We start from the raw sequence: 25,764 nt of genomic DNA, 5'->3' as shown, positions 1-25,764 counted from the left end.
ATGGCTGTTGCCCTTCACGGCATTCTCGATGAGTTGGTAAAGTCTCATCTGGTGCGTTGGCCAACGGTATCGTCTACTGGGCAATCCGGTGCCGATCCTGATTTGGTGGCGAAAAAGAGCGATGAACCTCCCCGCGAAAACAAGGGGAGTAGCTTATCGGCAGGCGCGGCGGCAGGACTTATTACTGCCGCGCTGGCAGCTTTGATTGCCGAATTAGGCAGCTAACAGCAATTTATCTACTGCGTCACCGTTAGTTTTGTGACTTATTAACATTTGTCATAAAAGTGAAATCTATTAGCCTGATAATCTTTCATTAGAGCGACACCTCTACGTTTTGAGTAGGGTGTTAATGAAATAGCTGGCGTGCAGGGATGAACTTGAAACGCTCAGTGGACAAGAGAGGAAGGTTAATGGCAAGGCGCATTCTGGTGGTAGAAGATGAAGCACCTATTCGTGAGATGTTGTCTTTCGTATTGGATCAGCATGGCTACCAGGTGGTGGAAGCAGAAGATTTCGATTCAGCACTTTCACGTTTAACCGAACCCTATCCTGATCTCATCCTCCTTGACTGGATGTTGCCTGGTGGCAGTGGCATTCAGCTTGCCAAGCAGCTTAAACGTGACGATATTACCCGCCAGATCCCGATCATCATGCTTACCGCTCGTGGTGAAGAGGAAGATAAAGTGCGCGGCTTAGAAGTGGGGGCCGATGATTTTGTCACTAAGCCCTTTTCGCCGAAAGAGTTAATGGCGCGCATCAAGGCGGTTATTCGCCGCGTTAACCCCACCAGCTTAGATGATGTGATTGAAGTACATGGATTGCGTTTGGATCCGGTCAGTCATCGTGTCACGGTTGATGATGATAGCTTGGATATGGGACCGACAGAATTTAAGCTGTTGCACTTCTTTATGACCCATCCAGAGCGAGTCTATAGCCGGGAGCAGCTATTAGATAATGTCTGGGGAACGAATATTTATGTTGAAGACCGCACCGTTGATGTTCATATTAGGCGTTTACGAAAAGCGATCGAGTTGTCCGGACATGATAAGCTTATCCAAACTGTTCGTGGAGCTGGCTACCGTTTCTCCACCCGTATTTAGTTGTAATGGCTGAATGGATAATCGCTATAAAGCAGCGCGCCTGATAAGCACGCTGTCACTTTTTTACGCTGGGGTTATTTTACTGGGCTTGCTCACCGGCCTACTTATCGAGCTGTTGCTCGTTGCTTCGATTGCGTTACTTGTTTGGCACTACCTTAATCTTAATCGTTTACGCCATTACCTCTGGCAAAGCCGTCGTTTTGCCCCTCCCGAAGGCTCTGGTAGTTGGCGTCCAGTGTTTGATGGTATCTATAAACTGCAGATGCGCAATCAACAGCGCCGCAGCCAATTGGGCGAGTTAGTTCGCCGCTTTCGTGAAGGTGCCGAGGCGTTGCCAGATGCGGTTATGCTGATTGGCCAACATCATGTGATCCTATGGTCTAATACTCAGGCCCATGAGCTACTTGGCTTGCGTTGGCCGGAAGATCGCGGGCAGCGGATCGATAACCTGGTACGGTCACCAGAGTTTGGTCATTTTATTCGGGCAAGAAATGACAAAGAACCGCTTATTCTCACATCCCCCATTGATACCCAGCGGCAATTAGAGATGCGCTTGATGCCCTACGGTGATCATCAACGGCTGTTAGTGATCCGCGATATTACTTTGTTGGTGCGCTTGGAAAATATGCGGCGGGATTTTGTGGCTAATGTTTCCCACGAACTGCGCACACCGCTGACCGTGGTTAAAGGTTATTTGGAGATGTTGTCAGACCCATCGCAGATGGATCCTGCGATGTGGCAGCAGGTGCATCGTATGTTGGTCTCTCAAACAGACCGGATGGACAGTTTGGTGTCACAATTAACAGAGCTTTCAAGTTTAGAGTCTGCCCGGCAGTCAAAGGGCAGTCAGCGTATCGACGTTAGCCAATTGCTCGCTATTGTTGAGCAGGAGGTCGACGCTGTATATCGCGACAAACAGTTGCAGGTGACTTTTGATGTAACGCCGGGCATTGATATGTTTGGTGAGCCGAGGCAGATGCGCAGTGCCTTTTCCAACTTGATCTTCAATGCCGTTAAATATACCCCGGCTGGTAGGCATATAGAGGTGGTATGGAAAAAGGTGGCAGCCGGCGCACTGTTTTCAGTTAAAGACGACGGCGATGGCATCGAACCTGAGCATTTATTGCGACTCACTGAGCGTTTTTACCGTGTCGATAAAGCCAGATCGCGCGATACTGGTGGCTCAGGCTTAGGACTTTCCATTGTTAAACATGCACTTGGTAACCATCAAAGCGAATTGAAAATCCGTTCAACCGTGGGTAAAGGCAGCTGTTTTAGCTTTGAGATCCCTGCTCACCTGCTCGATAGCCGACGTATTTCCGAACAAGCTAACGAAAGTTAGTGCCTGTCATAAAAGCGTAACCTTGCAGTCATAGAGTTGTCATCAGAGCGCCAGATACTTGAGCGCGATTAGAGCTTGGGACGACCCATAAACGGAGTACACAATGAAACTGAAACATCTGGTTGGCGCTATCGGTTTGACGGTAGCAACCGCATTTTCTGCAAACGTGGCTGCACTAGACGCCGAACTGCCTAAGTATCAGAAGACTTCTGGTATCTCTGGCAACTTGTCAACAGTCGGCTCAGATACGCTGGCCAATATGATGACCTTTTGGGCTGAAGAGTTTAAGCGCGATTATCCAAACGTAAACATTCAGATCCAGGCGGCGGGTTCTTCTACTGCGCCACCTGCACTGACTGAAGGCACTTCAAGCTTCGGCCCAATGAGCCGTAAGATGAAAGACAAAGAGATCGCGGCATTTGAAAAACGTCATGGCTACAAGCCAACGGCTGTTCGTGTTGCTATCGATGCTTTGGCTGTTTTCGTACACAAAGACAACCCTATCAAAGGGCTGACTATCCAACAGGTTGATGCCATCTTCTCTAGCACGCGTAAGTGTGGCGAAGTCACTGACGTTAACTCTTGGGGCGACTTGGGCCTGACTGGTGACTGGAGCAAGAAAGATGTTCAGTTATATGGTCGTAACTCAGTGTCTGGTACATACGGTTACTTCAAGAAAAAAGCCCTGTGTAAAGGTGACTTCCGTAACTCTGTGAATGAGCAGCCTGGTTCAGCGTCTGTTGTTCAGTCTATTTCCGCTTCATTGAACGCGGTAGGTTACTCAGGTATCGGTTACATGACTTCTGGTGTACGTGCAGTGCCACTGTCTAAGGATGGCGTTAACTTCATTCCTGCCGACATCGCTAATGCAGCGAATGGTAAGTACCCACTGTCTCGCTACCTTTATGTGTACGTGAACAAGCACCCGAATCAGCCTTTGCCTCCAATGGAGCGTGAGTTCTTGAAGATGGTTCTGTCACAGACGGGTCAGGAAATCGTAGAGAAAGATGGTTATATCCCACTGCCTAACAAGGTTGTGATGGCCGACCTGAAAGCACTGGGCATCGATCTGTAATCGCTTACCACTGCTTTGCAAACAAACCCTGGCTTCGGCCGGGGTTTTTTATTTGCCCTACCAGCGTCACAAGTTGGTCATTAATTTCACGGTTAGCGTGGCTGTATCTTATTGTTAAAGCACAGGTAACAGTGCCTGAGATATTTTGCGGCGGTTGATGCAACCTCCGCTGCGAATAGTGGTCTTCTATTAACTGAGTTGTGGCCAGTGTGTTTAGCCATTGGATGCGAGTCGACTAGTTAGCGCGGTAAGGGGAGGAGTATTATGAGCGACAAGGTGACCAGAGAAGCCCAAATCGCCCGTGACGTGGGTATTGTCGAAGCGGGGCTTGATAGCGGTTCACTGAGTAACGTGCGCTACCTGCTCAATTTTAGCCTGCCCCCTGCTGATATTGCGGATCTGATCGAAGCCAGTACACCGCAAGAGCGCCAGGTGATCTGGAAGTTGCTTAAAGAAAAGCATCGTGGTGAAGTGTTGTCTGAGCTGGCTGAAGATGTTGCCGGCGACTTTTTGGAAAACATGGCACCGAAGGAGTTGGCAGAAGTAACCGCCGATCTCGATACCGACGATATCGCTGATATCCTGCAACAACTGCCCGCTACATTAACGGCTCAGGTACTGCACTCCATGCGCGCGCAGGATCGCCAACGCGTTGAGCGAGTCCTTGGATACAGTGATGATGTGGCGGGTGGTTTAATGAACACGGATACCGTGTCAGTTCGCCCCCATGTCACGGTAAAAACCGCATTGCGTTACTTCCGCCAGCTGCCAGCTCTACCACAGATATTCGATAGCCTGCTGGTGGTTAATACAGATGATAGGCTGCTTGGCAGCGTCTCCGTAAACTCCCTATTAACCGCAGATCCCAGTACCGAAATAAAAGCTCTAATGGATGAGGAGCCGGTCTCTATTAATGTCGACATGGCAAGCATGAAAGTGGCATTGCTGTTCGAAAAGCGGGATCTGGTATCTGCTCCCGTGGTGGATGGTGACGGCTGCTTGCTTGGTCGGATCACGGTCGATGATATTGTTGATCTGTATCGTGACGAGGCAGAGAACCATATTATGGAACGCGCTGGCATGGACGCGGAGCAGGATACCTTTGCGCCAGTGATGAAGACTCAGCGCCGCCGAGCCGTTTGGCTGTCGATCAATCTGGTGGCGGCATTTATGGCAGCGGCGGTGATCGGTCTATTTGAAGCGACGATAGAACAGTTTGTCGCCCTAGCGGTACTGCAACCCATTGTTGCCAGCATGGGAGGGATAGCAGGTAATCAGTCATTGGCCATAATGATCCGCGCCCAAGTACTGGGGCAGATCAATCGCGGTAATATCGGCTGGCTGTTTTCCCGCGAGGTGAGGGCGGGGCTGCTGAATGGCGTACTGTTCTCTGTCTTGGTCGGAGTCATCGCCTGGTTCTGGTTTGAACATGCCGCTCTGAGCTGGGTGATCGCGATGGCGTTGGTGGTGAACCTATTTATTGCCGCAGTAGCTGGAGTGCTAACGCCGATGCTGTTGCAGCGCTTCAAAATTGATCCAGCGTTAGCTGGTGGAGTTTTGGTGACCACGTTGACCGATGTGGGTGGATTTTTTACCTTCCTAGGCTTGGCAACCATCATATTGGTTCATTGATAACTAGCTGGCTTGCTCCTGTGTGTGGAGTTGGTTGACCATCCGCAGCAATATTTGTTTGAGGTGGCGACACTGCACAAGTTGCAATGCTTTTGGAATAGAGACAATGCAACGCTGGCGTTGCGCTTGTTCTGGCCAGCTGCGCAGTAACATGGTCACTTCCATGGGATAGAACTGTAACTGTCTTTGCCTGCCACCCGTGAGCCGTGAAAAGCTTTTTGCATGACGCTTAGCCCCGACGATGCCAAGTAGGCCGGCCTCTTCATAGGCTTCGGTACGGGCAACCTCTTTATGACTCAGGTGGGGTTCGTCATGGCCTTTGGGAAAGAGCCATTTTTTTTTATTACTGCGGCTGGTAATGAGCACAACTTTCAACTCATTACGATCGAAAACGAAAGGTACGACGCCGAACTGAACATCAACCAGGGGGGAGCGAGAATCTTTGGGCTGCTTTGTATATTTCATACCGCGTACCGTTAGCTGTCTCAGGCTAGCCTGTTCTTGCTAGCATTATCTACCCCCGGCCATAAGGCAAGTTTATTTAAGCACCTGCTTTATTTTGTTCGACCGCCTTCAAATATTCGTAGGTGGCTATTTGTGAACGGATCTTGCGGCGGTTACCCCGCGGCTTGTATTGGTTCGATTGCTCTTTATCAATGATCCTGGCTTTGGTGGTATCTGACCATTGGATATTTAAAATATCGATGATCTGTTGCTTCAATGCTGGGTCATAAATTGGACATCCCACTTCTACTCGGCGATCAATATTTCGTGTCATCCAGTCAGCAGAAGAGATCCAAACGGCCGGTTCGCCTTCATTTTCAAATACGGCCACCCGAGGATGTTCCAAAAAGCGATCGACTATTGAGATAACCTCGATATTTTCGCTCAGGTTAGGGATCCCTGGGATCAGCGCACACATGCCACGCACAATCATTCTGACTTTGACACCTGCGCTACTGGCTTTATACAGGCGGTCAATGATCCCTTTATCATCAACATTATTAATTTTCAGGAAGATGCTCGCTTTTAAGCCTCTGGATGCCGAGGAGATCTCGCGGTCTATGGCGCGATAGATACGGCTCCGGCTGTCCGTAGGGGAAACCACCAAATGCTTGAAATTGAATCGTTTATAGCTATGAATGATAAATTCAAAGACGCTTCTTACTTCTTCGGTGATCTCTTCGTTGCAGGTGAACAGACTGAAATCAGTATAAATTTTTGCGGTTTTTTCATGGAAGTTGCCGGTGCCAATATGGGCGTAGCGCATCAGCTTGTCACCCTCTTTACGGGTAACCAAACAGAGCTTTGAGTGGCACTTCAGTGATGGCACACCAAAGTCCACTTTAACCCCTGCCTCGGTTAGCGCCTTGGCCCATTCAATATTGGCTTCTTCATCAAATCGCGCTTTGAGCTCAACTATCACCGTGACCTTTTTGCCATTTTCAGCTGCATCGATCAGTGACTTAACGATACGGCTGCGCTTGGCTAAACGATAGACACTTAGCTTGATGTCTCGTACCGCAGGGTCGATTGCTGCCTGGCGCAGAAATTCGGTGACATAACGGAACTTGTGGTATGGATAATAGAGTAGGATATCCTTTGCTTTGATGGCGTCAAAAGCGGTGATGTGGCTGTCAAAGTCATGGCTGTTAACGGCCGGGAGTTTCTGGTGTTCCAGATAACTACGGCCAATGTTTGGAAAGCCAATGAAGTCGCGGAAGTTGTGGTAGCGACCTCCGGGGATTACTGAGTCAAAGTTGGAGATACCGAGCTTAAACTTAATCAGTTCAACCATCGATTCCGGCATCTCTCGGTCATGGACAAAGCGCACTGGCTCAGCGGTAAGACGCTGCTTTAAGCCTTCAGACATCTGCTCCATTAAAGATTGGTCGATATCATCTGACAGACCATACTCGGCATCTCGGGTCATCTTCATCGAGTAGGCGTGGCAGGTTTCGTACTGGAAAAACGGTGCAAATATCTGGTCTAGGCAATAGCGGATGATGTTATCTAACAAAATGACGTTTTTGCGCTTTTTGCCTTTTTCTCGTGGCATCTGCACAAACCGCGGGGCGTCATCGGTAGGGATTTCGATCACAGCGTATTTTACTTGCTCGGGGCTGCGCATCTCGGCGATCAGATAGGTCAAATCATCTTTCAGGATCTTTGCCAAGTCAGTACGACGGTCAACAATAATGGGGGCGATATAACGGAGTAACTTGTCGCGAAAGTACTGTTTCAGCCAAAGACCCTGTTGTTCACTCAGTTGGTCTTCATTGATCAGAAAAATATTATGTCGCGCCAGCCCTTTAATCACATCGGTATAGATGAGATCAAAATCCTCCTGCAATTTGAGCACTTTGGTTTGGATCTTGGTGAGCAGGTGTTGGGTTGGGTTGGCGTCGCCTTTACTGACTTTACTGATCAGCAGGCGGCGTTTTACATCGGCCACCCTGACGCGGAAAAATTCATCCAGATTATTTGAAAAAATGCCGAGAAAGCGCACTCTCTCGACAATCGGCACCGACTTATCCGCCGCTTCCTGCAGAACCCGCTCGTTGAAGCTTAACCAGCTAAGTTCTTTCTCGACGTACAAATGATCGATGCTCATTGTTACTCCTAGTTATTTCCGCACGGATACCGTTGCTACCGCGCCATGATCTTTGAGAGCTATGACATATTTATGACAGCCACCCAGTTACTCTAAATATAGATCCTGTTTGCTTAAGAGCTTTCTATATCAACCATCAGATCATCGGCGATCGCCTCTAATGCATCAGTAAGTTGTTCTTCATCAAGTCCTGCTGGCAAACTGACTAATGTGTCAGCCTTAAACAGTGGTTGCCCCCAGTTTGGCGCGCTCTCGTAACGTGTTTCTAAGACTAAGACGTTGGCTCCCAAGCCGCTGACGGTTTTAGAGATATCCTGCACGATGCCGGGGCGATCGTTGGCGGTCACCATCACCTGAATGCGCTTTTCTTGTTTCTCTGTGGTGATGCCATCTGCGACCTGTACTTGCAATGACGTCAGTTTAGATAATTCGCTTTTCAGCGCATCGACCTGGTCATCGGCGATAGTGACTTCGAGGATCCCAGCAAACAAGCCTGCCAAGTGCCGCATACTACTGGCTTGCCAGTTGCCACCGTGGTGCAAAACCAAGTCTGACACCTTATCCACAATTCCAGGGCGGTCGACGCCGAGCAGGGTGATTACCAGTTGTTTCATCTTGTCATCTCTTTTACATATTGAACATTCATTATTGATTTAGACAGGCGAGGTGTCCAGCAAGGCTTTGTCTGTTCCTTTGTTGTAACTCAATAAATTTTAAGAAGAAAGATATATCCCTTTTTAGTCCTTCAGATTTTTCTGATGAATTTGGAGGGGTAAGAGGCGTTAGTAACAAAACTGTAATACAAACGTCATATACTCTGCGCCATCAAACTATGGGTGAGGTTTTCCATGGCTGCCAATTCGGTGCCGATATTTCGGAGCAGTCGACGTCGGCTGTTTAAAGACAATTTAGCGCGCTTTGGCGTGACTGGCGGTGGTTTGATGGTGCTAGTCGCGTTATTGCTTATCTTTTTCTATCTGCTGTATGTGGTACTGCCGATCTTTACGCCAGTCGACATGGAACAGAAGTTTAAGTTCGAGGTGAATACTGAAGCGAACGTCGTTTCTCTTGGCATCGAAGAGCAAGCCGAGATCGGCTATCGCTTTGCTGCCGATGGCCAGGTGGCGTTTTTTGCTGCCCGAGACCTGGGTGAGAGAAAAGCAGGCGACGAGATCTATCATCATCAGGTCGTGTTGACTGGGCCAATGACCGCCTCTGCGGCTGTGCCTACGGGCGATGAGATGGTGGCGTATGCCGACGCAGCAGGGATGGGGGTTATTGTGAAACCACAATTTCGTACCTCTTTTCCGAATGATGTGCGCGTATTAACGCCAGAGATGTTCTATCCGCTTGGCGACTCGCCTTTGCTGTTTGACCCGCAAGGCGCAGCAATTGAAAAGCTGGCGGTGGCACTGGACGATGAGTCTGCCAGTGTGGTCAGTCGCACCTCGGATCATCGTATTGTATTGGCAGCCTTTAGTGCTGAAGAAGACTTCCTCACCGAAGAAGTGGTGTGGACCCCTAGTCACGCCAAGATTGATTCGCAACTGAATACGGTACAGCAAATGCTGTTAACGCCGGATCAGAACCACCTGTTTATCCGTGGTGATAATCGGATCGAGGTGTGGAATTTGCGTAATTTGGCAAAGCCAACGCTGAAGCAGGTGATTGACCTCCGCAGTAAAGCGTCTGATGTCTCTACCATGGGACTGTTGACGGGTGCTTCCTCTTTGTTAATCGGCTACGACAATGGCGATATCAGCCAGTGGTTTGAAGTGAATGGCGAGCAGGGGCGTAAGTTCCAGCGTATTCGCGGCTTTAAGTCCGATGGTGCGGTGACCGAGTTTGTCTCAGAGAAAGGCCGTAAGGGCTTTATGGTGACCACGGACACAGGCAATGTTGCTATTTACCACACCACGGGTCAGAGCCGTCTGTTTGAACAGCACTTTACTGCCAGTTCTGCAGAGGCACTAACGCTTGCGCCTCGCCATAATGCTGCACTGCTGGAATATGATGGAGATATCTACTTCTTCGATGTTGAAAACGAATATCCGGAAGTCACCTTCAGCGCGTTGTGGACCAAAGTCTGGTACGAAGGCTACCCAGATCCGCAATACGTTTGGCAATCAACGTCTGGCAGTGATGAGTTTGAACCCAAACTGTCGTTGATGCCATTAACCTTCGGCACAATTAAAGCGGCGTTGTACGCCATGTTAATTGCAGTGCCTATTGCGTTGGCTGGTGCTATCTATACCGCTTATTTCATGACACCAAGTATGCGTACCTGGGTTAAGCCAACGGTTGAGATCATGGAAGCGTTGCCAACGGTTATTCTCGGCTTCCTGGCTGGGCTTTGGTTAGCTCCCTATATCGAAGATAACTTGCCGGGGATTTTGGCGATTCTCATCTTGGTGCCGTTTGGCATCCTATTGTCGGCATACCTGTTTAACCTGCTGCCTAAAGATATCACTAACCGTTTGCCTGATGGTTGGCAGGCGGCGATGTTGGTGCCTGTGGTTATCTTCTTCGGCTGGGCAGCGTTCGCGCTTAGCCCTGGATTAGAAGATCTGTTATTTGAAGGTAACGCCCGTGTCTTTATCACTAATGAGTTAGGGATATCTTTCGACCAACGTAACGCGTTAGTGGTTGGTTTAGCGATGGGCTTTGCCGTGATCCCTACCATCTTCTCGATTGCCGAAGATGCTGTGTTCAGTGTGCCCGGACACCTGTCAAACGGTTCATTGGCATTGGGTGCCACACGCTGGCAGACATTGACTCGCGTGGTGCTATTAACCGCAAGTCCGGGGATCTTCTCGGCAGTGATGATGGGACTGGGCCGTGCCGTGGGTGAAACCATGATCGTACTGATGGCCACAGGTAATACGCCAATGATGGATTGGAGTATCTTCCAAGGCATGCGAACGCTTTCTGCCAATATTGCGGTAGAAATGCCAGAAGCAGAGGTAGGTAGTTCTCACTACCGGATCCTGTTCCTGTCAGCGTTTGTACTATTCGTGTTGACCTTCATCTTCAACACCATATCTGAATTCGTGCGCCAGCGGCTGCGTGAAAAATACAGCTCGATGTAAGGGAAATGACCAAGATGAAGAATTGGATAAAGTCAGGTTCCCCGTGGATCTGGATGACAGGTGGTGCAGTCAGTATCTCGCTGGTCGCTGTTATCGGTTTATTGTTGTTGATTGCATGGCGCGGTTTAACTTTTTTCTGGCCTGCAACCATCTATGAGTTTGATTTGCGCCAACCGAACGGCGAAATCGCCACTGTGATTGGTGAGATCCATGATCAGGAGCTGGTGCCTGCCTCTCGTCTGCGTCAGGCTGGGGTTAAGCTAGAAGGCTACGATGAAGAGTTTGTGACTCGTTATCTAGTAAAAACAGGTAACCGTGAGTTTGTTGAGTTGGACTTTCGCTGGATATTGGAAACCAACATTGTTGAGCGTCGTGAGCCCAAAGGCATTGCTGTGTTTGAGCGCTCGAAGAACGGCAACTTCTATGGCTTCCCTGAGCAGCTATTGGAAAATGGCGAGCCCGTGGTTGCCAAATCCGTAGCGACAGAGCTGGAAGCTCGTATCGAGCGCTCGGTGATGCTGAATAATCAGGCGTTGGATCTGCAAAACGGCGTGATCGGCAAGATCAACTATGAGCTGGAACGTATCCGTTTGGAAGAGCGTGGTCTGGAGCTGAAAGAGCAGTTAACAGCTGAAGCCAAGGCGGGTTTTGAGGCTCGCCGCACAGAGCTGCGTAATGAGTACCAGCAGCATGAAACAGACCTGTTTGCTTATCGTGATCAGATGCGCCGTGACGCCATTGTGGTGCGTGATATGCGCGGTGAGCAGGTCAATATCAACATGCAGTATGTATTGGATGTCGCTTATCCTAATGCGATGAATTGGCCGCAAAAAGTATGGCGCTGGATGGTGCAGGTGGCGAAATTCGTCTCCCACGACCCGCGGGAAGCCAACACCGAAGGCGGCGTGTTCCCTGCCATCTTTGGTACCGTATTTATGGTGATGCTGATGGCGGTGATTGTGACCCCATTTGGCGTAATAGCAGCGATTTACCTGCATGAATACGCGGGTAAAAACTCGGTCACCAAACTGATCCGCATCGCAGTTATTAACCTTGCCGGTGTGCCATCCATTGTTTATGGCGTATTTGGTCTTGGCTTCTTTGTTTATATGTTAGGTGGCTCGCTGGATAAGCTGTTCTATCCTGAAGCGCTGCCGTCACCTACCTTTGGTACGCCAGGTGTACTCTGGTCTGCCTTAACCTTGGCCATTTTAACCCTGCCAGTGGTGATTGTATCGACAGAAGAGGGCTTGTCTCGTATTCCTAGTGCGATACGTCAAGGTAGCTTGGCACTGGGCGCGACCAAAGCTGAAACCTTGTGGCGGATTATTCTGCCAATGGCCAGCCCGGCCATTATGACCGGATTGATCTTGGCGGTGGCACGTGCAGCCGGTGAAGTAGCCCCCTTGATGTTGGTAGGTGTGGTGAAAATGGCACCGACACTGCCTGTCGACGGTAACTTCCCGTTTATCCACGTGGATCGTAAATTTATGCACCTGGGTTTCCACATTTATGATGTGGGCTTCCAAAGTCCTAACGTTGAAGCGGCGCGCCCGTTGGTTTACGCCACTTCGTTCCTGTTAGTGACCGTGATTGTTACATTAAACCTGACGGCGATTTCAATTCGAAATCACCTGCGGGAAAAATTCCGCTCGCTTGAACACTAGCCCGGACTGATTAGAAGATTTTTGAGGTATAAAGATGATTGAAGTGAAAACCACCTTAAAAGCAGGTTCAAGCGAAAAGCTGGATCTGATGAATATGAGTCCGGAGCAAAAAGCACTGGAAATTAAAGGGTTGGATCTGTTCTACGGCGACAAGCAGGCGTTGCATCAGGTCAGCATGAGCATCCCCAAAAACCAGGTGACCGCGTTTATTGGTCCTTCTGGTTGTGGTAAGTCGACACTGCTGCGCTGCTTGAACCGAATGAATGATCTGGTGGACAGCTGTCGCATTGAAGGTGAGATCCTGCTCCACGGCCATAATATCTATGACCGTAATGTGGATGTGGCAGCCCTGCGCAGCAACGTTGGCATGGTATTCCAGCGGCCTAATCCGTTCCCGAAATCGATTTATGAGAACGTGGTATACGGCTTGCGTCTTAAAGGCGTAAATGATCGTCGTCAGTTAGACGAAGCGGTGGAAACAGCACTACGTGGCGCAGCTCTGTGGGACGAAGTTAAAGATCGTCTGCACGACAACGCTTTTGGTCTGTCCGGTGGTCAGCAGCAGCGTTTGGTGATCGCCCGCGCCATTGCGATTTCACCTGAAGTATTGTTGCTGGATGAACCAACCTCAGCATTGGATCCGATCTCAACGCTGACCATTGAAGAGCTGATTAACGATCTGAAGTCGCAGTTCACCGTGGTGATCGTTACGCATAACATGCAACAGGCGGCGCGGGTCTCAGATCAGACCGCTTTCATGTATATGGGCGAGCTGATTGAGTATGCTGACACCAATACCCTGTTTACTACGCCAGCAAAGAAAAAGACCGAAGATTATATTACCGGTCGTTACGGCTAATTCTGATTAACGTATGGATCTGCTTGGAGCAATCCCATGGAAACTATGAACACGTCAAAACATATTTCAGGCCAGTTCGATACGGAGCTGGAGAACATCCGCAATCAGGTATTAACCATGGGCGGATTGGTTGAGCAACAGCTGCGCGATGCCTTGTTAGCGATCGAAGAGAACGATATCGAATCGGCGAAGCAGGTGCGTAAGAACGACCGACAAGTTAACCAGTTCGATCTGGATATCGATCGTCAATGTATTCAAATCATCGCCAAGCGTCAGCCTGCGGCGAGTGATTTGCGTTTGATGGTCGCCATCAATAAAACCACCGCCGATTTAGAACGTATTGGTGATGTCGCTAAGAAGATCGCCAAAGTAGCGATGGAAGGTGAATACGACAAAAAGCAGCTGCAGCTGATTGCCAGTCTGGATAGTCTGGGCCGTCATGTCTGCGACATGCTGCATGATGTGCTTGATGCATTCGCCCGTATGGACGTTGACGCGGCATTAAAAGTACATAAAGAAGACAAGCGCGTTGATCGTGAATACGAAGGTATTTTGCGTGAAATGGTGACCTACATGATGGAAGACAGCCGCTCAATTCCCAAGGTATTGGAAGTGATGTGGGCGGTACGTTCATTAGAGCGTATCGGTGACCGTTGCCAGAATATCTCTGAGTACATCGTCTACTGCGTGAAGGGTAAAGATATCCGTCATGCGCCGAGCTCGGAAATCGATGAACTGCTGAAGTAGCCATGAGCTAGGTGATTTGGAATGGATGAAAAAGCCTCTTTTTTAAGGGGCTTTTTACTGCCAAGAGCTAATTCTGAACTCAGCGTCGACGAGATGAAGAAAGCTGAGATTAACAAGAGGTCGTTGAATCTTTGAAACAGGTTTGCAATACCCTCTATGTCACTTAGGGTATTGCTTCAAAGCAGTAAACCAGTTCCGCCTTCGGCATAAAAGGCCATCCTGCGCAGGATGGCTTTTTTCACTAAATATTCCGACGACTTAACGAAAGCGCAGTTGAAAGCTATGCAAAGTGGATTGGTAACGTAAGCTTGAGTTTCTCTTTCTACTGTTAACCTCCTTTTTGAGCGTAACAGTTTCAATTAAGGCAACCGCTTTGAAAATCTTTACCCTTACAGTTCTCTCCTTTGCTATTTCGTTGTTGTCGGCTTGCTCGCCAGCTGAAAAGGTTGCGAGTAAAAAGTCACAGGTGATTATTCCTGACTACCAGCTTGATGCGTTAGAGAAGGCCAAAGGTGTCGAACAGACGGCTAAAGAGGCTGAGGAAGCCCGTAAAAAAGCTTTGGCCGATGCCGGTGCCTGATTTTGTATCACACGTTAACGTATTTCCAGTCATTGCGGTTATTCGAGCTTAGCTTCGTTATTCCGTGAAGCCTCTCACGTTGGTTTACTTTCTTCATTAGCGGCTTATTGATAATGTCTTTAATTATTTCCAGCTTATTGGGAATCGCGTCTTTATCTGTCTAACAGGGATATGTTATGCATGGTTGCTGTCAGTGTCTGCCCCGGTTTTTTTGGTTGTTGGGCTGCTTGTTATCCTGCGCTGTGTTTGCTGATCAACCGCCACCGCTGACTTCCGCACCTCGCCCGATTATCACTAGTTCACAATGGCTTATCGCCACGCCAGACAAATGTGTGGTAGCGAAACAAGGCGATCCTTGCAAGGCCAGTGTGGAGCTGCGTTGGCAGTTGGCTATACCGGGAGATGTCTGCCTCTATCTTGTTGGTAATGAAAACCCTATTCAATGTTGGCGTAACCGTCAGGCTGAGGTTTATCAGCTTGAGGTGAATTCACCGCAAAAGCTCGATTTCAAATTGACCCGCATCGTCGACGGTCAGTTATTGGCGGAAGGCTCAATAGAGGTTGTGTGGCTACACCAGCCAACAGCTCAGAAATATCATTGGCGTGTTTTTTAGGAGCAAATGGTGATTGAGGGGAAAAAGATCTTGCTGGTGGAGGATGACATCGCCTTGGCCACTTGGATTGTTGAATCACTGATTGAAAATCAGTTGTGTGTTGAGCATGTAGCGCGTGGAGATCTTGTGCTTTCGGCGTTGTCGTCATTTCAGCCCGATTTAGTGATCCTTGATGTGATGTTGCCGGGAATAAATGGTATTGAGGTTTGTCATCAGATACGCCAGACATCGGCGGTACCTATCCTGTTTCTTACTGCACGTGCTGATGAGTTTGATGAGGTGTTGGGGCTTGAGGCCGGCGCCGATGACTATGTGATAAAACCGGTACGGCCGCGGGCTTTGCTAGCAAGGCTCTCAGCCTTGCTAAAAAGAGTTCAGCCACCAGCCATTGATACGACCAACTTGGTATATGGCGCGTTGGAATTGGATCAGTGCGCGAAACGTGTAATTTACTGTGGCAATGAGATTTCGCTTTCTACCAATTTGTTTGATTTTCTTTGGTTTCTTGCTCGTCATGCGGGAGAGGTTGTTGATCGTGATCGTGTATTTCAAAACCTAAAGGGGCGGGAGTACGATGGTATGGATCGCCGCTTTGACGTCATGCTGTCGACGCTACGCAAGCTGTTTAATGATGATTCACAGCAGCCGAAAAAACTTAAGACAGTCTGGGGAAAGGGCTACTTGTTTGTTGCTGACGCCTGGCAAGTAGAATCATTCCCAGATGAAGTATAAGGCGCAGCGATGAGGCGTTTATACCTCAGTATTATTGTTACCGTGCTGGGCTCTTTGTTTCTGCTGGGGTGGGGGCTAGATCAGCTGGCTGAACATCCAGACGATAACTCCCGTGATCTCGCTGTTTATCGCAATTTAGCCGATGGTTTGTCATCGCAATTGGCCAACGACAGATCAAATAGCTTGATGACCGCCACTAGAAAACTTGGCGAGCAGTTTGGTGTGAACTTGTCGTTGGATGAAATGAGCAGCTTTGCCTTTCCTGATGCGGAATTAGAAAAATTTTCTGCTCCCGGTGGTGTGCTATTAATGTCTAGTGCCGGTGCACATCTATATAAGACGATCCCTAACCACCCCGAAAGATTGCTGCAATTGCAAATACCATCGCAATTAAACGAACCTAGCGCATTTGATTTTGTTATGACCGCGAGTCTTTATGGCGGCCTTAGTCTGGTTTTAGTGCTCTGGTTGCTGCCTTTGACTCGTCGACTTTACCTGCTAACTCAGGCGGCAACTAAGATCGGCAAGGGTGATTTCCATGTGCGCATGGATATCACGCGTTTTTCCTATATAAATAGGTTGGAAAAGCGCTTTAATGCCATGGCGGAGCATATCGAGAAGCTGTTATCAGATAATCGATTGCTCACCCAGAGCTTATCCCATGACATCCGCACGCCGATGTCTTGTTTGCGTTTTGGTTTGGATGCGGTGATGGATACCACGGATGAGGCCAAGCGTGATGAATTCTTGCAACGCATGGACACCGAACTGGCGCATATGGAAGAGATGACGGCAGCTTTTCTTAGCTATGCCAGTATGGAACGTTACAGTCGGCAGCTTAAGTTCAAACGTCAGCCTCTGAATAAACTCGTTGAAAATGTGGTTGTCGATTGCCAGCCATTGGCACGCCAACATGGCGTGGCACTAGATGCGTCTCTGGCGATAGAAGATAGCCGCTATATCTATGATTTTCACTGGTGTTGTCGTGCTTTGCAGAACTTGTTAAGCAATGCTATCCGGTATGCAGATAGTCGAGTGAATGTTGCTGTCATTGTCGCAACGGATGCAATGCATATTTGTGTCGAAGACGACGGTAAAGGGATCCCTGACGAAAAGATGAAAGCGGTTTTCGACCCCTTTTTCAAGCTCGATGCCGATCGTTCACGTGAGCAGGGGCACTTCGGTTTAGGCTTGGCCATCGCTGCCAAAGTGATGCTGTGGCATTATGGCAATATCAGTGCATCTCATTCGAAACGGTTAGGCGGAGCTAGTTTGACCATGAGGTTTCCTAACTAAACACTTGCCTTACGAGTATTCGCTTTCTGCTGTTGCACGTCGATCACTTTCTTACATTTCCTACACATATCTACAACGGATAGTCTTGACGCCCCATGGTGTTATGAACTTAGCCGCAATGCGCTGACTGAGCAGTAAGGGATCGCTTCGGGTTCAGTGTTGAGTTGCAGGCCTTGTTCACAAAAGGACTCATCATGATAACGAAAATAAAAAAGTCACAAAGTGCCTCCTTAGGGCATTTACGGCCGCTTAAGTTCATCAGTGTGATATCGATTCTGTTTGCCATCAGTTGGTTGGCCTGTGGCGTCGCGCAAGCCGATGTTAAGTCACCGGCCGTGAAGCTGCAGGCGCCCAATGCGATACCTTTGCCTGTGGCAAAGCCACTACCTACCACCCGGATGTTCCATGGCAAGCCATTGGTGGATGAATACTCCTGGCTGATCGATACTGACTTCCCCCAGGTGAATGATGCGGCAATACTGGATTATATCGCCGCAGAAAACAGTTACTTTGAAAAGGTAATGGCGTCTCATCGCGAGTTGACCGAAAGACTGATCGCTGAAACGAAGCAGCGTACGATATTAGACAGCAGAGAACCGGGGCACGAGTTCCGCCAAGGTGACTTTATTTATCGGTCTGTGGCGCTAGCAGATAGCCATTTCAAGCAATGGCAGAGAAAGCCGCTGAATGGCGAGTTGTTTAGCACTATTTTTGATGAATCAAAAATGGTTGCCTCGGAAGCCGGAGAGAGCATCCATCAGCTTTACTTTAGTCCCGACGGGCGCTATGCCGCTTGGGGTAGCTATCAACAGGATATCTTTGCTTCGCAGCTGCAGTTTTACGACATCAGTAACCAGAAAAAACTTAAACAGAATATTGCTGGCGGGCTGCCTTTATATGTGTGGGCGCAGGATAGCCAATCGCTGTTCTATCCATTTGTTACCGAGTCTGGTCTTTATCAAATCCGTTTGCATAAGCTAGGCACAGATCCTGTGAATGACAATGTTCTTTTTCGGGAGACGCGGCAGGCATTCCGCAATGAACTTTATCCTAGTGTGTCGGGGGATTATGCCTTTCTCTACCGCGGTGCTAATCGCAGTCTGCAGGTGATTGCTTTTTCGACTAAGTCACCGGAGCAAGCGCCAGTTCAGATCTCCAACATTAAACATAATGTGATGAACTATATCGATCACGCTAATGGCACGTTCTATATGCGCAGTAACGATATTAATCGTAGTTATCGTATTGCGGCCGCTAAGGACACCGGCAACGGCCCAGGCTCATGGAAAACTTTACTGGCTGGGGATGATGATCTGCAGCTTAAGCGCATGGTGCCGTTTGATGACTTTGTTGCGGTTGAAGCCAATCGGCTTGGACAAAGTGAGATAGTGATATTGAGAGAAGATCGCGAACCACAATGGATAAAATTTCCTGATCAGGCTTATACCGCCACGTTGGCAAAGCAGCAGGATCCTGCTAGTCAGCAAATTCGTCTGAACTACTTTTCTCTGACTACGCCCAAATCTCAGGTGGTTTATGACATGGAACATCAAGCCCTAACCGGGCTAAGTCGGCTAAACATCGATATTTCGCTATATAAAACCGAGCGTATTCAAGTCACGGTGAGAGACGGTGTGCGCGTCCCTGTTACCCTGTTTTATCGCGACGATCTAAAACAGCAAGGTCAGCCTTTGCATTTGACGGGTTTTGGTGCTTTTGGCGAGACCGGGGAGGGCTGGCCACGGGGCTTTAAGTTTGCCAACGAACGCTTCAGTTTACTGGACCGTGGCGTGATGTATGCCATGGCCCATGTGCGCGGCGGGGGCGAGTTAGGGCCTAACTGGCAGCGCTCAGGTGAGCAGATGCAGCGTAAAAATAGCTTTAATGATTTAGTTGATGTCGCTAATGAACTGATCGAACAGCAGTACACGCAAGCGGGCAAAATCAGTATCGCTGGCGACAGTGCCGGTGGCATGTTAATGGGAGCCGCACTGAATCAAGCGCCGCAGTTATGGTGTGGGGCAGTGCTTAATGTGCCCTGGGTCGATCCGCTGTCGGAGATGCTGGACACGGAAAACGCTGAGGTTGAATGGATATGGAGCCTGTTTGGTAATCCATTACGTTCAGCTGAGGTGTTTAACTATGTCTATAGCTATAACCCGTATGATCAGATCCGTCACCAAGCCTACCCACCGCAACTGATCACCACGCGCTGGACTGACAATACGGTGCCTTACTGGCACGCTGCCCGTTGGGCGGCACGTATGCGTGAGCGTAAACAAGACAATAACCTATTGCTGCTCACCACGCGCAGCGACGGTAATCATTTCGGTGGTGCTACGCCAGAGAAAGATAGGTATGAACAAGCGCAAGAGCTTACCTTTTTGTTGATGGTACATGGGTTGACTGAGGTTGCCCCTGCTCCGTTACCTAAATTAAGCCAAGAGGAGTAGGTATTATGGCTAGATATCTTATTTACCTCTTGGTAGCGCTATGCATTGTTGGCTGCGTTTCTGGGCCGAAAAAGATGACGCTGGCACAAGCCGAATATCAACCCTACGGTGATTATGTCGGCAAGCTGGGGGATAGGGAACTCCACTATAAGTGGGATACCGCCGATCCTATGTTGCATTACCTGCTGCTGGCGAAGAAGCTGAATACGCTGCCAACTGACAGTGACCGGCGCGCCTACCGCTATCAGTCGAAGTCTCTCACCTTGGAGATCGTTGATAACCAATTCGTGATTGATGGTAATCAGAAATGGCTGAAGCAGATGGATGCCGGATGGGACGATCGTTTCAATACGAACTATATCCGAGCGCATAATGCCATGCTGTCAGGCAGCGCGGTGATGGGCTGGCAGGTAGAGCATCGAGGAGATAACGCGGAACAGATGCTGGATACCGATTTTCCCCGTGCCTTAGGGGTGGCGCAGCAGTTGATGAGGGAATTGGGGCTTAACTGCATCATTAGAGGCTATAGCGAACAGGAGCAATATCAGCAAGCCGCAAGTTATGTTGAACGCTATCGCGGTGTGCATCATTTTCGTCACTACGCTTGTGGTGAGTTATCGCTATCTGTCATCACCACCGTTCAACCGGATCTCTCATCTACTTATTCGTTGGTGAAGCTGCGTGGTAATGATGAGAAAGCGACAGGCCTGGCGGAAGTGAAACGTGGCTATGAGCAGTTTAAGAGATGGGATTTTGATGGCTATGCTGCAGCATACAGCTATGCCACCAGTGACTACTCGGAGCGGGTAGCGACCTGGGCAAATGGCGTTGAGCGAATATTACCCTTGATGCGGCGAAAGTGCCCCTGCCGCTTATCAGTGGCAGAGCCAGCTTTGTGAAAGAGGATTGTTGGGCTGGCAGTCAGCTGAGCAACATCAGTATGTGCTGACTAATTGGATCGTTGTTTTTGGCGGGTGCGTATCGGCAGACCATTAACTTAGGGGTCACTCGCAGGAATAGTGAGTGGTTACTAGAAAACAAACATTGCCGTGCAGTAACATGACCGGATCGAAACACGCAGGGAAAGATTGATGGCGAAGATTATCTACGGTGTATCAGGGGAGGGCTCAGGTCACTCCTCTAGAGCGAAACTGATGGCTGCCCACCTTGAGCAGCAGGGGCATGAGTTAAAGCTAGTCTCCTATGATCGCGGTTATCGCAATTTGCACCAGCAGTTTGACGTGTTGCAGATCCAAGGGTTAACCATCGCCAGTGTTGATAACAAGGTATCGAAACTAAAAACGTTGACCGAGAACTTGGCTAACCTGCCTGAAGGCACCCGTGCATTTAACAAGCTTCGCGAGTTGTTTAAATCATTTCAACCGGATTGCGTTATCACCGATTTTGAACCGTGCACCGCGTATCTCGCCAATCACTATGATCTGCCGCTGATCAGTCTGGATAATCAGCACCGCATGCGTTACATGGAATACGCCTGCCCGGCAGATCTAAAAAGGAAGCGCTACTTACCGAAACTATTATTCGCGCCATGGTGCCCAAGCCCTGGTATTCGTTGATCACTTCTTTTCATACCGGCGCGTTGAAAAACGACCATTGCCAACTGTTTCCGCCCCTGATCCGTCCGGCTGCTTATGGCCTTACTGCCAGCAGAGGGGAGCATATTTTGGTGTACGCCACCTCAGGGTTTGATTCGTTGTTGGATACGCTTAGCCTGTTTCCTCGCGAGCGCTTTTACGTTTACGGCTACAACAAGGATGAGGTGGTGGGAAATCTGCATTTCAGATCCTTCAGTGAAGAGGGATTTTTGCAGGATCTTAGTTCCAGCAAAGCGGTGATGGCGACGGCGGGCTTCACCTTGATTAGCGAAGCACTGCATCTTAAAAAGCCCTACTTGGCGTTTCCAATGCAAGGGCAATTTGAGCAGCACCTCAACGCCCATATGCTGGATAAACAGGGGCTGGGAAAAGCATGTTTACAGCCAGACCAAGATGCGATTGCCGCGTTCTTGTATCAATTACCAGACTATGAACTGGCATTAAGCCTATATCAGGGCTGTGGTAATCAGGGGATGCAAGACAAGCTCGACCAGTTGCTAGCCAATGATATGGCGCTGCTTAAATCGTTTAAACGCTAAGCCGGCGGTAGCGGGCGTGGCTCACGTTGATTGAAGCGAGAGCGGCTGGAACGAAAAACAAACGAACGCCTTACCGCGTTTTTTCTGTGAATAAACAGCATTGCCTCGCAATCGATGGCGATTGTTTAGATCGCCGTCTGAGATCTGTTGATGGCGAGTGATGAAGCAAGGTTAAGGCTGGCTAGCGCAGGGGGCAATGTAGTCAGCCCATAGTTACTTCTTGGTTGTCCAAGGCAGCTTCCCACTCAACGCGAGGGCGACAAGAATAATGAGTTGTCCGTAGGCAATATAGTCATCATAAGTGCGGAAAAAGCGAACTCTCGCTCTATACCCTTCGGCAAAGGCTCTTTCTAGATCTGTGACGCCACTCATGGCTAATTCAAAGCCCGCATAGCCACTCACTATCCCTATCAATAGTGCGTTAGAGGCTAAGAAAATCACACAATACCAGCCTACCAGCATGATCCCGCGAAACACCAGTGTCCTTTCATCAGACCGGGGGTTAAAAAGAATACCCAACTCTTACTCCTTAAGTTTTACGACGTCCTATGATGTTGTCGCTACGTGTTTCTCTTTATTTAAAGTCGATGCCAGCGGTTTTAAAAATCGGCATCAATCCAAGCCTAACTTGAGTGACTTGATACTTCTATGCGCTATCACAAACGCGGTAATCAAATCCCTCTGGTATTTCCTGAGGCATCTGGTTGGCTTGGAGATACCCCCAAACAGATATCGCCATAAAGAACAGCGGCAAGCTTAGCAGCGTGAGTGATTTGGCTCTCGCTTTCCGCCCCCTCAATATCTTGGTTGGCGTGTAAACTTTGTGATTTTTCGGGGGATACTGCCCATCGGCAAAAGATTTAACGCCCAGAGGTACCGCCACTGCACCCACTATAAAAGCGCAGATTAATGGCAGCCCAACGAACAGCGAGAACCATAAAACGGTTAAGCCAGCGTAGCCAAACAGGCTATGGCAAGGTGCCGTCTCTGCATACCATCGCACAAAAGGGAAAACCCACTGCTGATGGGTGATGAACACTACTCCGCCCGCCACTATATAAAGCGATACGCGTTTCAGCTTTTCTGGTTTTGAATATTCGTCTGCAAATTCAGTCACACGGGATCCTTAATGGGGAGCTAATATAGCCACACTGGGGCGTTTGTCGGGTGGCGCCACTTGGAGCTCGGAAAACCTCTGACACAATTTATTTGGCATTATTTCGTGCGAATGACATGCCTAACTTTGTCACCGTCAATGAAATCGTATAAAGCCAACCTAGTTTGACCTGTTGAGCCTCAGATTCAATGCCTGAGCAATCTGAATAGCTAGCCTTTAACTTGTAGGTGTACTCTTCGTGTAAGCTATAGGGTGGAGCTACGTGTACAAGAGCTTCAGCGCCTCTGAGAGCGATACTGCCGTTGTAGTCGATTTGCGGATCTTGCACAGTGATTGTTTGATGATCCGTAATGACGGTGTATATAGGGGAGTGCACTCACTTATATCGATTACTCTGATTGTGTAGCGGCTTGATTGAAATAAAAATCTTGGTAAACAGCACACCTACAAAGATCCTAACGAGTATTTCAACGGAGAAAACTGACGGATTATTCATTATTTCAATAAGACCGCAGATCTATGCCTTTGGAGAACTCCTCGTCTGGAACTTCCTTAACCAAAGCTTGGCCAGCGATCGGGCTTTCACCATTAAACGTGAGAGTTGGACTTCCATGCAGCTCCCATCCATTGTTTATTGATTCAGTGACCCGCATACAAAAAGTGACGTCGTCTGGGCCAGTTACAAAGCGGTATAATTTCATCTAATTTCCTTATCTATCTTTAGGCTGGCGTGATTATTCAATTGGCATGTACGCCGAAGGCTGCAACTTGCAAGCGTTGCGTTCTTTTGTACGAGCGCCTCATTTGAACTTAAAAATTGGTTCAAAAATGACGAGTACACAGAAGTATCTGCTGAGAACAATAAGCTATATACCGATGACACTATCAGTGCTCCAATCTGTGTCGCACTGGGGATGAATATGAAACCAGCAGCCCGAATAGTTTTTCTATCATTTAAGTGCGTTCCTGATTCACATTAAACTGCCATGGCGAGCGTACAACATGACTTTGTTTGGCTACAGTGCGGCATACCACTTAGCTAATTCCCGAAGTGCCTGCGGTGATTCTATTTCTAGATACCACACCCTGTTACCTACTTTTAGATTGGGGCAATTCTTATCATTCAAGTTTGAGTTTCTTGGTTGTTTTCGACCATATGGTTCCCCAGGTTTTTCTTGGTTTTTTATTGCTACACCAGGAATTACAGTATTGTATTTTTCTAACCATACATAGAACGCTTCTGTTCGATCGCGCTCTAAGGCAAGTTCTCGGCCTTTTGAGTTTTGAAAAACAGCAATATAGTCAGTCTGTTTCTGTACTCCAGCAAACCGAAGGGTTTCACTAAGAATAATGTGTGCATCTCTTGTATCGAACATTTCGCTGATCCTGATTGAGAGTTTCACGGCGCCCTAAGCAGCCGGAGTAGCGTTGTCTAAAGTTCGCTATTAAAACACACTTTAAACGGTTCAGTGGAGGTACGAGCAGCTTGCAAGCGAACTTTGATGGTTAAATACACTCAATTGTAAAAAGTAGGAGATTGGTAGACGAAACATTATCCGATTACAAATAGCTATCTAATTAGCTGGTTTGATTGTCTGGACTATGCAGGTCTTAACAAATTGCTTGGTGGTCTGCAGAGGCTTAAACCCATATTTGCACGCTTTGTTGGCAAAAATAGGTAGAGTCTTTCCCCCCTGTTTTTTATTGCGCTTCTTTCATGTATCTACATCTTGTGTCGTTATCTTCAGTGGCGTTTTCTCTTTAAAAGAAACGCCCCAACCATGGGCGAATTGAGCTGGCTAAAATAAGGCGCGAAGCGATTAATATCAGCGAAAAGCCTTCCGCGTGGGTTGGCATTTAGCACTTCTCGTGTTCTAGAAACCAACCAAAGAGCTCACCGTTACTGTATGTCTCAGACCAAGAGTCATGACCGGCCTCAGGGTAAAGCGTGAATTTCGCTTTGCCTCCGCAGCTATTTACTGCATCTATCATTCTTTGCGCCCCTTCGGCTGGTACACAGTCATCCTTTGCCCCATGAAACGCCCAAATTGGCAATGAGGTTAATCGAGAGGCGTGCTTAGGATTTGCAAAACTGCAGATCGGAGCAATAGCTGCAAACAACTTGGGATACCTTATCGCAGTTGTCCAACCGCCATAGCCTCCCATACTGAAGCCGGTCAGGTAGATCCTTTTAGTATCGACTTTGTGAGTACTGGAAATATCTTCAATAAGGGCTTTTATCGTTGTCGGATCCCACTGCTCATATTCAGGACACTGAGGTGAAAGAACGATAAATGGCAATTGCTTGCCAGCTTCGATTAAATATGGGATCCCTTGCCCTTTGACTAACTCAAGGTCATCTCCACACTCGCCGGCACCGTGAAGGTGAACGATTAACGGCCACTGACGATCACTTTCTGTGTATCTTTCTGGTAAGTACAACAAGTACTTAACAGAAACCGCTTTAATGATTTCCTTCGTAAATTCATTTGAACAATGTACAGCCAATGAAAAACTCCATTTAGTTTGATGCGGGGTGACCGCCTGTAATGCTAATGCCGCAAACTAGCGAATCCCCTCATAATCCCTAGGAAATTCATAAAAGTAGACGCGCACCCCGTGGTTTGATCTAATTAATTTCGCCAAAAACAAATCCTATCTCACCCTGCACGGAGGCAGTCGGGATGCGCGA

General features: G+C 48.5%; 23 protein-coding genes and 1 pseudogene. 16 read left to right on the top strand and 8 right to left on the bottom strand.

From position 1 onward, the window contains the following. The 5 genes from DU002_RS12115 to mgtE all read left to right on the top strand — a co-directional run bounded on the left by DU002_RS12115 (position 1) and on the right by mgtE (position 5,149). Complete coding sequence (locus DU002_RS12115) at positions 1–225, top strand: hypothetical protein (protein ID WP_114338661.1); 225 nt, start codon at positions 1–3, stop codon at positions 223–225. Between the two features lie 185 nt (positions 226–410). Then, entirely contained in the window at positions 411–1,100 is a 690-nt protein-coding gene (gene phoB, locus DU002_RS12110) for a phosphate regulon transcriptional regulator PhoB (RefSeq protein WP_114338660.1), read from the top strand. Positions 1,101–1,113: 13 nt separating this feature from the next. Continuing rightward, positions 1,114–2,442, top strand: coding sequence for a phosphate regulon sensor histidine kinase PhoR (gene phoR / locus DU002_RS12105; RefSeq protein ID WP_114338659.1), 1,329 nt, complete (start codon positions 1,114–1,116; stop codon positions 2,440–2,442). Positions 2,443–2,545: 103 nt separating this feature from the next. After that, entirely contained in the window at positions 2,546–3,517 is a 972-nt protein-coding gene (locus DU002_RS12100; RefSeq protein WP_114338658.1) for a PstS family phosphate ABC transporter substrate-binding protein, read from the top strand. Positions 3,518–3,781: 264 nt separating this feature from the next. Beyond that, complete coding sequence (mgtE, locus tag DU002_RS12095; protein ID WP_114338657.1) at positions 3,782–5,149, top strand: magnesium transporter; 1,368 nt, start codon at positions 3,782–3,784, stop codon at positions 5,147–5,149. A 3-nt stretch (positions 5,150–5,152) separates the two neighbouring features. On the opposite strand, the gene DU002_RS12090 is transcribed toward mgtE, so the two are convergent. The 3 genes from DU002_RS12090 to DU002_RS12080 form a co-directional block, all read right to left on the bottom strand. Next, positions 5,153–5,614, bottom strand: coding sequence for an NUDIX hydrolase (locus tag DU002_RS12090; RefSeq protein WP_114338656.1), 462 nt, complete (start codon positions 5,612–5,614; stop codon positions 5,153–5,155). Between the two features lie 76 nt (positions 5,615–5,690). Next, the gene (gene ppk1, locus DU002_RS12085; protein ID WP_114338655.1) at positions 5,691–7,763 is read right to left on the bottom strand and encodes a polyphosphate kinase 1; all 2,073 of its coding nucleotides are present in this window, start codon (positions 7,761–7,763) and stop codon (positions 5,691–5,693) included. A gap of 113 nt (positions 7,764–7,876) precedes the next feature. Beyond that, on the bottom strand, positions 7,877–8,377 hold the full coding sequence (locus tag DU002_RS12080; protein ID WP_114338654.1) for a glycine cleavage system protein R: 501 nt from the start codon (positions 8,375–8,377) through the stop codon (positions 7,877–7,879). A gap of 234 nt (positions 8,378–8,611) precedes the next feature. Here DU002_RS12080 and DU002_RS12075 point away from each other — a divergent pair, with 234 nt between their 5' ends. The 11 genes and pseudogenes from DU002_RS12075 (at position 8,612) to DU002_RS19635 (ending at position 21,955) form a co-directional block, all read left to right on the top strand. Next, entirely contained in the window at positions 8,612–10,852 is a 2,241-nt protein-coding gene (locus DU002_RS12075; protein ID WP_114338653.1) for an ABC transporter permease subunit, read from the top strand. A 14-nt stretch (positions 10,853–10,866) separates the two neighbouring features. Continuing rightward, positions 10,867–12,519, top strand: coding sequence for a phosphate ABC transporter permease PstA (pstA, locus tag DU002_RS12070; protein ID WP_114338652.1), 1,653 nt, complete (start codon positions 10,867–10,869; stop codon positions 12,517–12,519). A 34-nt stretch (positions 12,520–12,553) separates the two neighbouring features. Then, positions 12,554–13,378 carry a phosphate ABC transporter ATP-binding protein PstB gene (gene pstB / locus DU002_RS12065; RefSeq protein ID WP_114338651.1) on the top strand — a complete coding sequence of 275 codons (825 nt, stop codon included), beginning with the start codon at positions 12,554–12,556 and terminating at the stop codon, positions 13,376–13,378. 36 nt (positions 13,379–13,414) lie between these two features. Continuing rightward, on the top strand, positions 13,415–14,125 hold the full coding sequence (phoU, locus tag DU002_RS12060) for a phosphate signaling complex protein PhoU (protein ID WP_114338650.1): 711 nt from the start codon (positions 13,415–13,417) through the stop codon (positions 14,123–14,125). 373 nt (positions 14,126–14,498) lie between these two features. Then, positions 14,499–14,705, top strand: coding sequence for a hypothetical protein (locus DU002_RS12055; protein WP_114338649.1), 207 nt, complete (start codon positions 14,499–14,501; stop codon positions 14,703–14,705). 176 nt (positions 14,706–14,881) lie between these two features. Next, positions 14,882–15,319, top strand: coding sequence for a DUF3019 domain-containing protein (locus tag DU002_RS12050; protein ID WP_114338648.1), 438 nt, complete (start codon positions 14,882–14,884; stop codon positions 15,317–15,319). Positions 15,320–15,328: 9 nt separating this feature from the next. Next, complete coding sequence (locus tag DU002_RS12045) at positions 15,329–16,051, top strand: response regulator (protein ID WP_233496492.1); 723 nt, start codon at positions 15,329–15,331, stop codon at positions 16,049–16,051. A gap of 9 nt (positions 16,052–16,060) precedes the next feature. Next, positions 16,061–17,347: a sensor histidine kinase gene (locus DU002_RS12040; RefSeq protein ID WP_114338646.1), complete on the top strand. Its 1,287-nt coding sequence runs from the start codon at positions 16,061–16,063 to the stop codon at positions 17,345–17,347. 194 nt (positions 17,348–17,541) lie between these two features. Beyond that, on the top strand, positions 17,542–19,800 hold the full coding sequence (locus tag DU002_RS12035; protein ID WP_114338645.1) for a prolyl oligopeptidase family serine peptidase: 2,259 nt from the start codon (positions 17,542–17,544) through the stop codon (positions 19,798–19,800). Positions 19,801–19,805: 5 nt separating this feature from the next. Next, positions 19,806–20,699 (top strand): hypothetical protein, encoded by an 894-nt coding sequence (locus DU002_RS12030; protein WP_114338644.1) that lies wholly within the window; start codon positions 19,806–19,808, stop codon positions 20,697–20,699. A 192-nt stretch (positions 20,700–20,891) separates the two neighbouring features. Then, positions 20,892–21,955: pseudogene (locus DU002_RS19635) on the top strand (glycosyltransferase family protein). Between the two features lie 213 nt (positions 21,956–22,168). Here DU002_RS19635 and DU002_RS12015 read toward each other — a convergent pair. The 5 genes from DU002_RS12015 to DU002_RS11990 form a co-directional block, all read right to left on the bottom strand. After that, positions 22,169–22,474: a hypothetical protein gene (locus DU002_RS12015; RefSeq protein ID WP_114338641.1), complete on the bottom strand. Its 306-nt coding sequence runs from the start codon at positions 22,472–22,474 to the stop codon at positions 22,169–22,171. A 127-nt stretch (positions 22,475–22,601) separates the two neighbouring features. Continuing rightward, a complete protein-coding gene (locus tag DU002_RS12010; protein WP_114338640.1) occupies positions 22,602–23,072 on the bottom strand; it encodes a hypothetical protein in 471 nt (156 codons plus the stop codon). A 500-nt stretch (positions 23,073–23,572) separates the two neighbouring features. Beyond that, positions 23,573–23,773, bottom strand: coding sequence for a DUF1737 domain-containing protein (locus DU002_RS12000; RefSeq protein ID WP_114338638.1), 201 nt, complete (start codon positions 23,771–23,773; stop codon positions 23,573–23,575). 315 nt (positions 23,774–24,088) lie between these two features. Continuing rightward, entirely contained in the window at positions 24,089–24,448 is a 360-nt protein-coding gene (locus tag DU002_RS11995) for a hypothetical protein (RefSeq protein ID WP_114338637.1), read from the bottom strand. A 481-nt stretch (positions 24,449–24,929) separates the two neighbouring features. After that, positions 24,930–25,580 carry a carboxylesterase family protein gene (locus DU002_RS11990; protein ID WP_114338636.1) on the bottom strand — a complete coding sequence of 217 codons (651 nt, stop codon included), beginning with the start codon at positions 25,578–25,580 and terminating at the stop codon, positions 24,930–24,932. Positions 25,581–25,764: the final 184 nt, after the last annotated feature.

The sequence above is a fragment of the Corallincola holothuriorum genome, assembly GCF_003336225.1.
In the GTDB taxonomy this organism is placed as follows: Bacteria; Pseudomonadota; Gammaproteobacteria; order Enterobacterales; family Neiellaceae; genus Corallincola; species Corallincola holothuriorum.
Note: the sequence above shows the minus strand (reverse complement) of the source record. Positions and strands in the feature narration are given on the sequence as shown.

Excerpts from the sequence above, each read along its gene's own strand:
- DU002_RS12115 (WP_114338661.1), top strand. The coding sequence starts at position 1 with ATGGCTGTTGCCCTTCACGGCATTCTCGATGAGTTGGTAAAGTCTCAT.
- phoB (WP_114338660.1), top strand. The coding sequence starts at position 411 with ATGGCAAGGCGCATTCTGGTGGTAGAAGATGAAGCACCTATTCGTGAG.
- phoR (WP_114338659.1), top strand. The coding sequence starts at position 1,114 with ATGGATAATCGCTATAAAGCAGCGCGCCTGATAAGCACGCTGTCACTT.
- DU002_RS12100 (WP_114338658.1), top strand. The coding sequence starts at position 2,546 with ATGAAACTGAAACATCTGGTTGGCGCTATCGGTTTGACGGTAGCAACC.
- mgtE (WP_114338657.1), top strand. The coding sequence starts at position 3,782 with ATGAGCGACAAGGTGACCAGAGAAGCCCAAATCGCCCGTGACGTGGGT.
- DU002_RS12090 (WP_114338656.1), bottom strand. The coding sequence starts at position 5,614 with ATGAAATATACAAAGCAGCCCAAAGATTCTCGCTCCCCCCTGGTTGAT.
- ppk1 (WP_114338655.1), bottom strand. The coding sequence starts at position 7,763 with ATGAGCATCGATCATTTGTACGTCGAGAAAGAACTTAGCTGGTTAAGC.
- DU002_RS12080 (WP_114338654.1), bottom strand. The coding sequence starts at position 8,377 with ATGAAACAACTGGTAATCACCCTGCTCGGCGTCGACCGCCCTGGAATT.
- DU002_RS12075 (WP_114338653.1), top strand. The coding sequence starts at position 8,612 with ATGGCTGCCAATTCGGTGCCGATATTTCGGAGCAGTCGACGTCGGCTG.
- pstA (WP_114338652.1), top strand. The coding sequence starts at position 10,867 with ATGAAGAATTGGATAAAGTCAGGTTCCCCGTGGATCTGGATGACAGGT.
- pstB (WP_114338651.1), top strand. The coding sequence starts at position 12,554 with ATGATTGAAGTGAAAACCACCTTAAAAGCAGGTTCAAGCGAAAAGCTG.
- phoU (WP_114338650.1), top strand. The coding sequence starts at position 13,415 with ATGGAAACTATGAACACGTCAAAACATATTTCAGGCCAGTTCGATACG.
- DU002_RS12050 (WP_114338648.1), top strand. The coding sequence starts at position 14,882 with ATGCATGGTTGCTGTCAGTGTCTGCCCCGGTTTTTTTGGTTGTTGGGC.
- DU002_RS12040 (WP_114338646.1), top strand. The coding sequence starts at position 16,061 with ATGAGGCGTTTATACCTCAGTATTATTGTTACCGTGCTGGGCTCTTTG.
- DU002_RS12035 (WP_114338645.1), top strand. The coding sequence starts at position 17,542 with ATGATAACGAAAATAAAAAAGTCACAAAGTGCCTCCTTAGGGCATTTA.
- DU002_RS12030 (WP_114338644.1), top strand. The coding sequence starts at position 19,806 with ATGGCTAGATATCTTATTTACCTCTTGGTAGCGCTATGCATTGTTGGC.
- DU002_RS12000 (WP_114338638.1), bottom strand. The coding sequence starts at position 23,773 with ATGAAATTATACCGCTTTGTAACTGGCCCAGACGACGTCACTTTTTGT.
- DU002_RS11995 (WP_114338637.1), bottom strand. The coding sequence starts at position 24,448 with ATGTTCGATACAAGAGATGCACACATTATTCTTAGTGAAACCCTTCGG.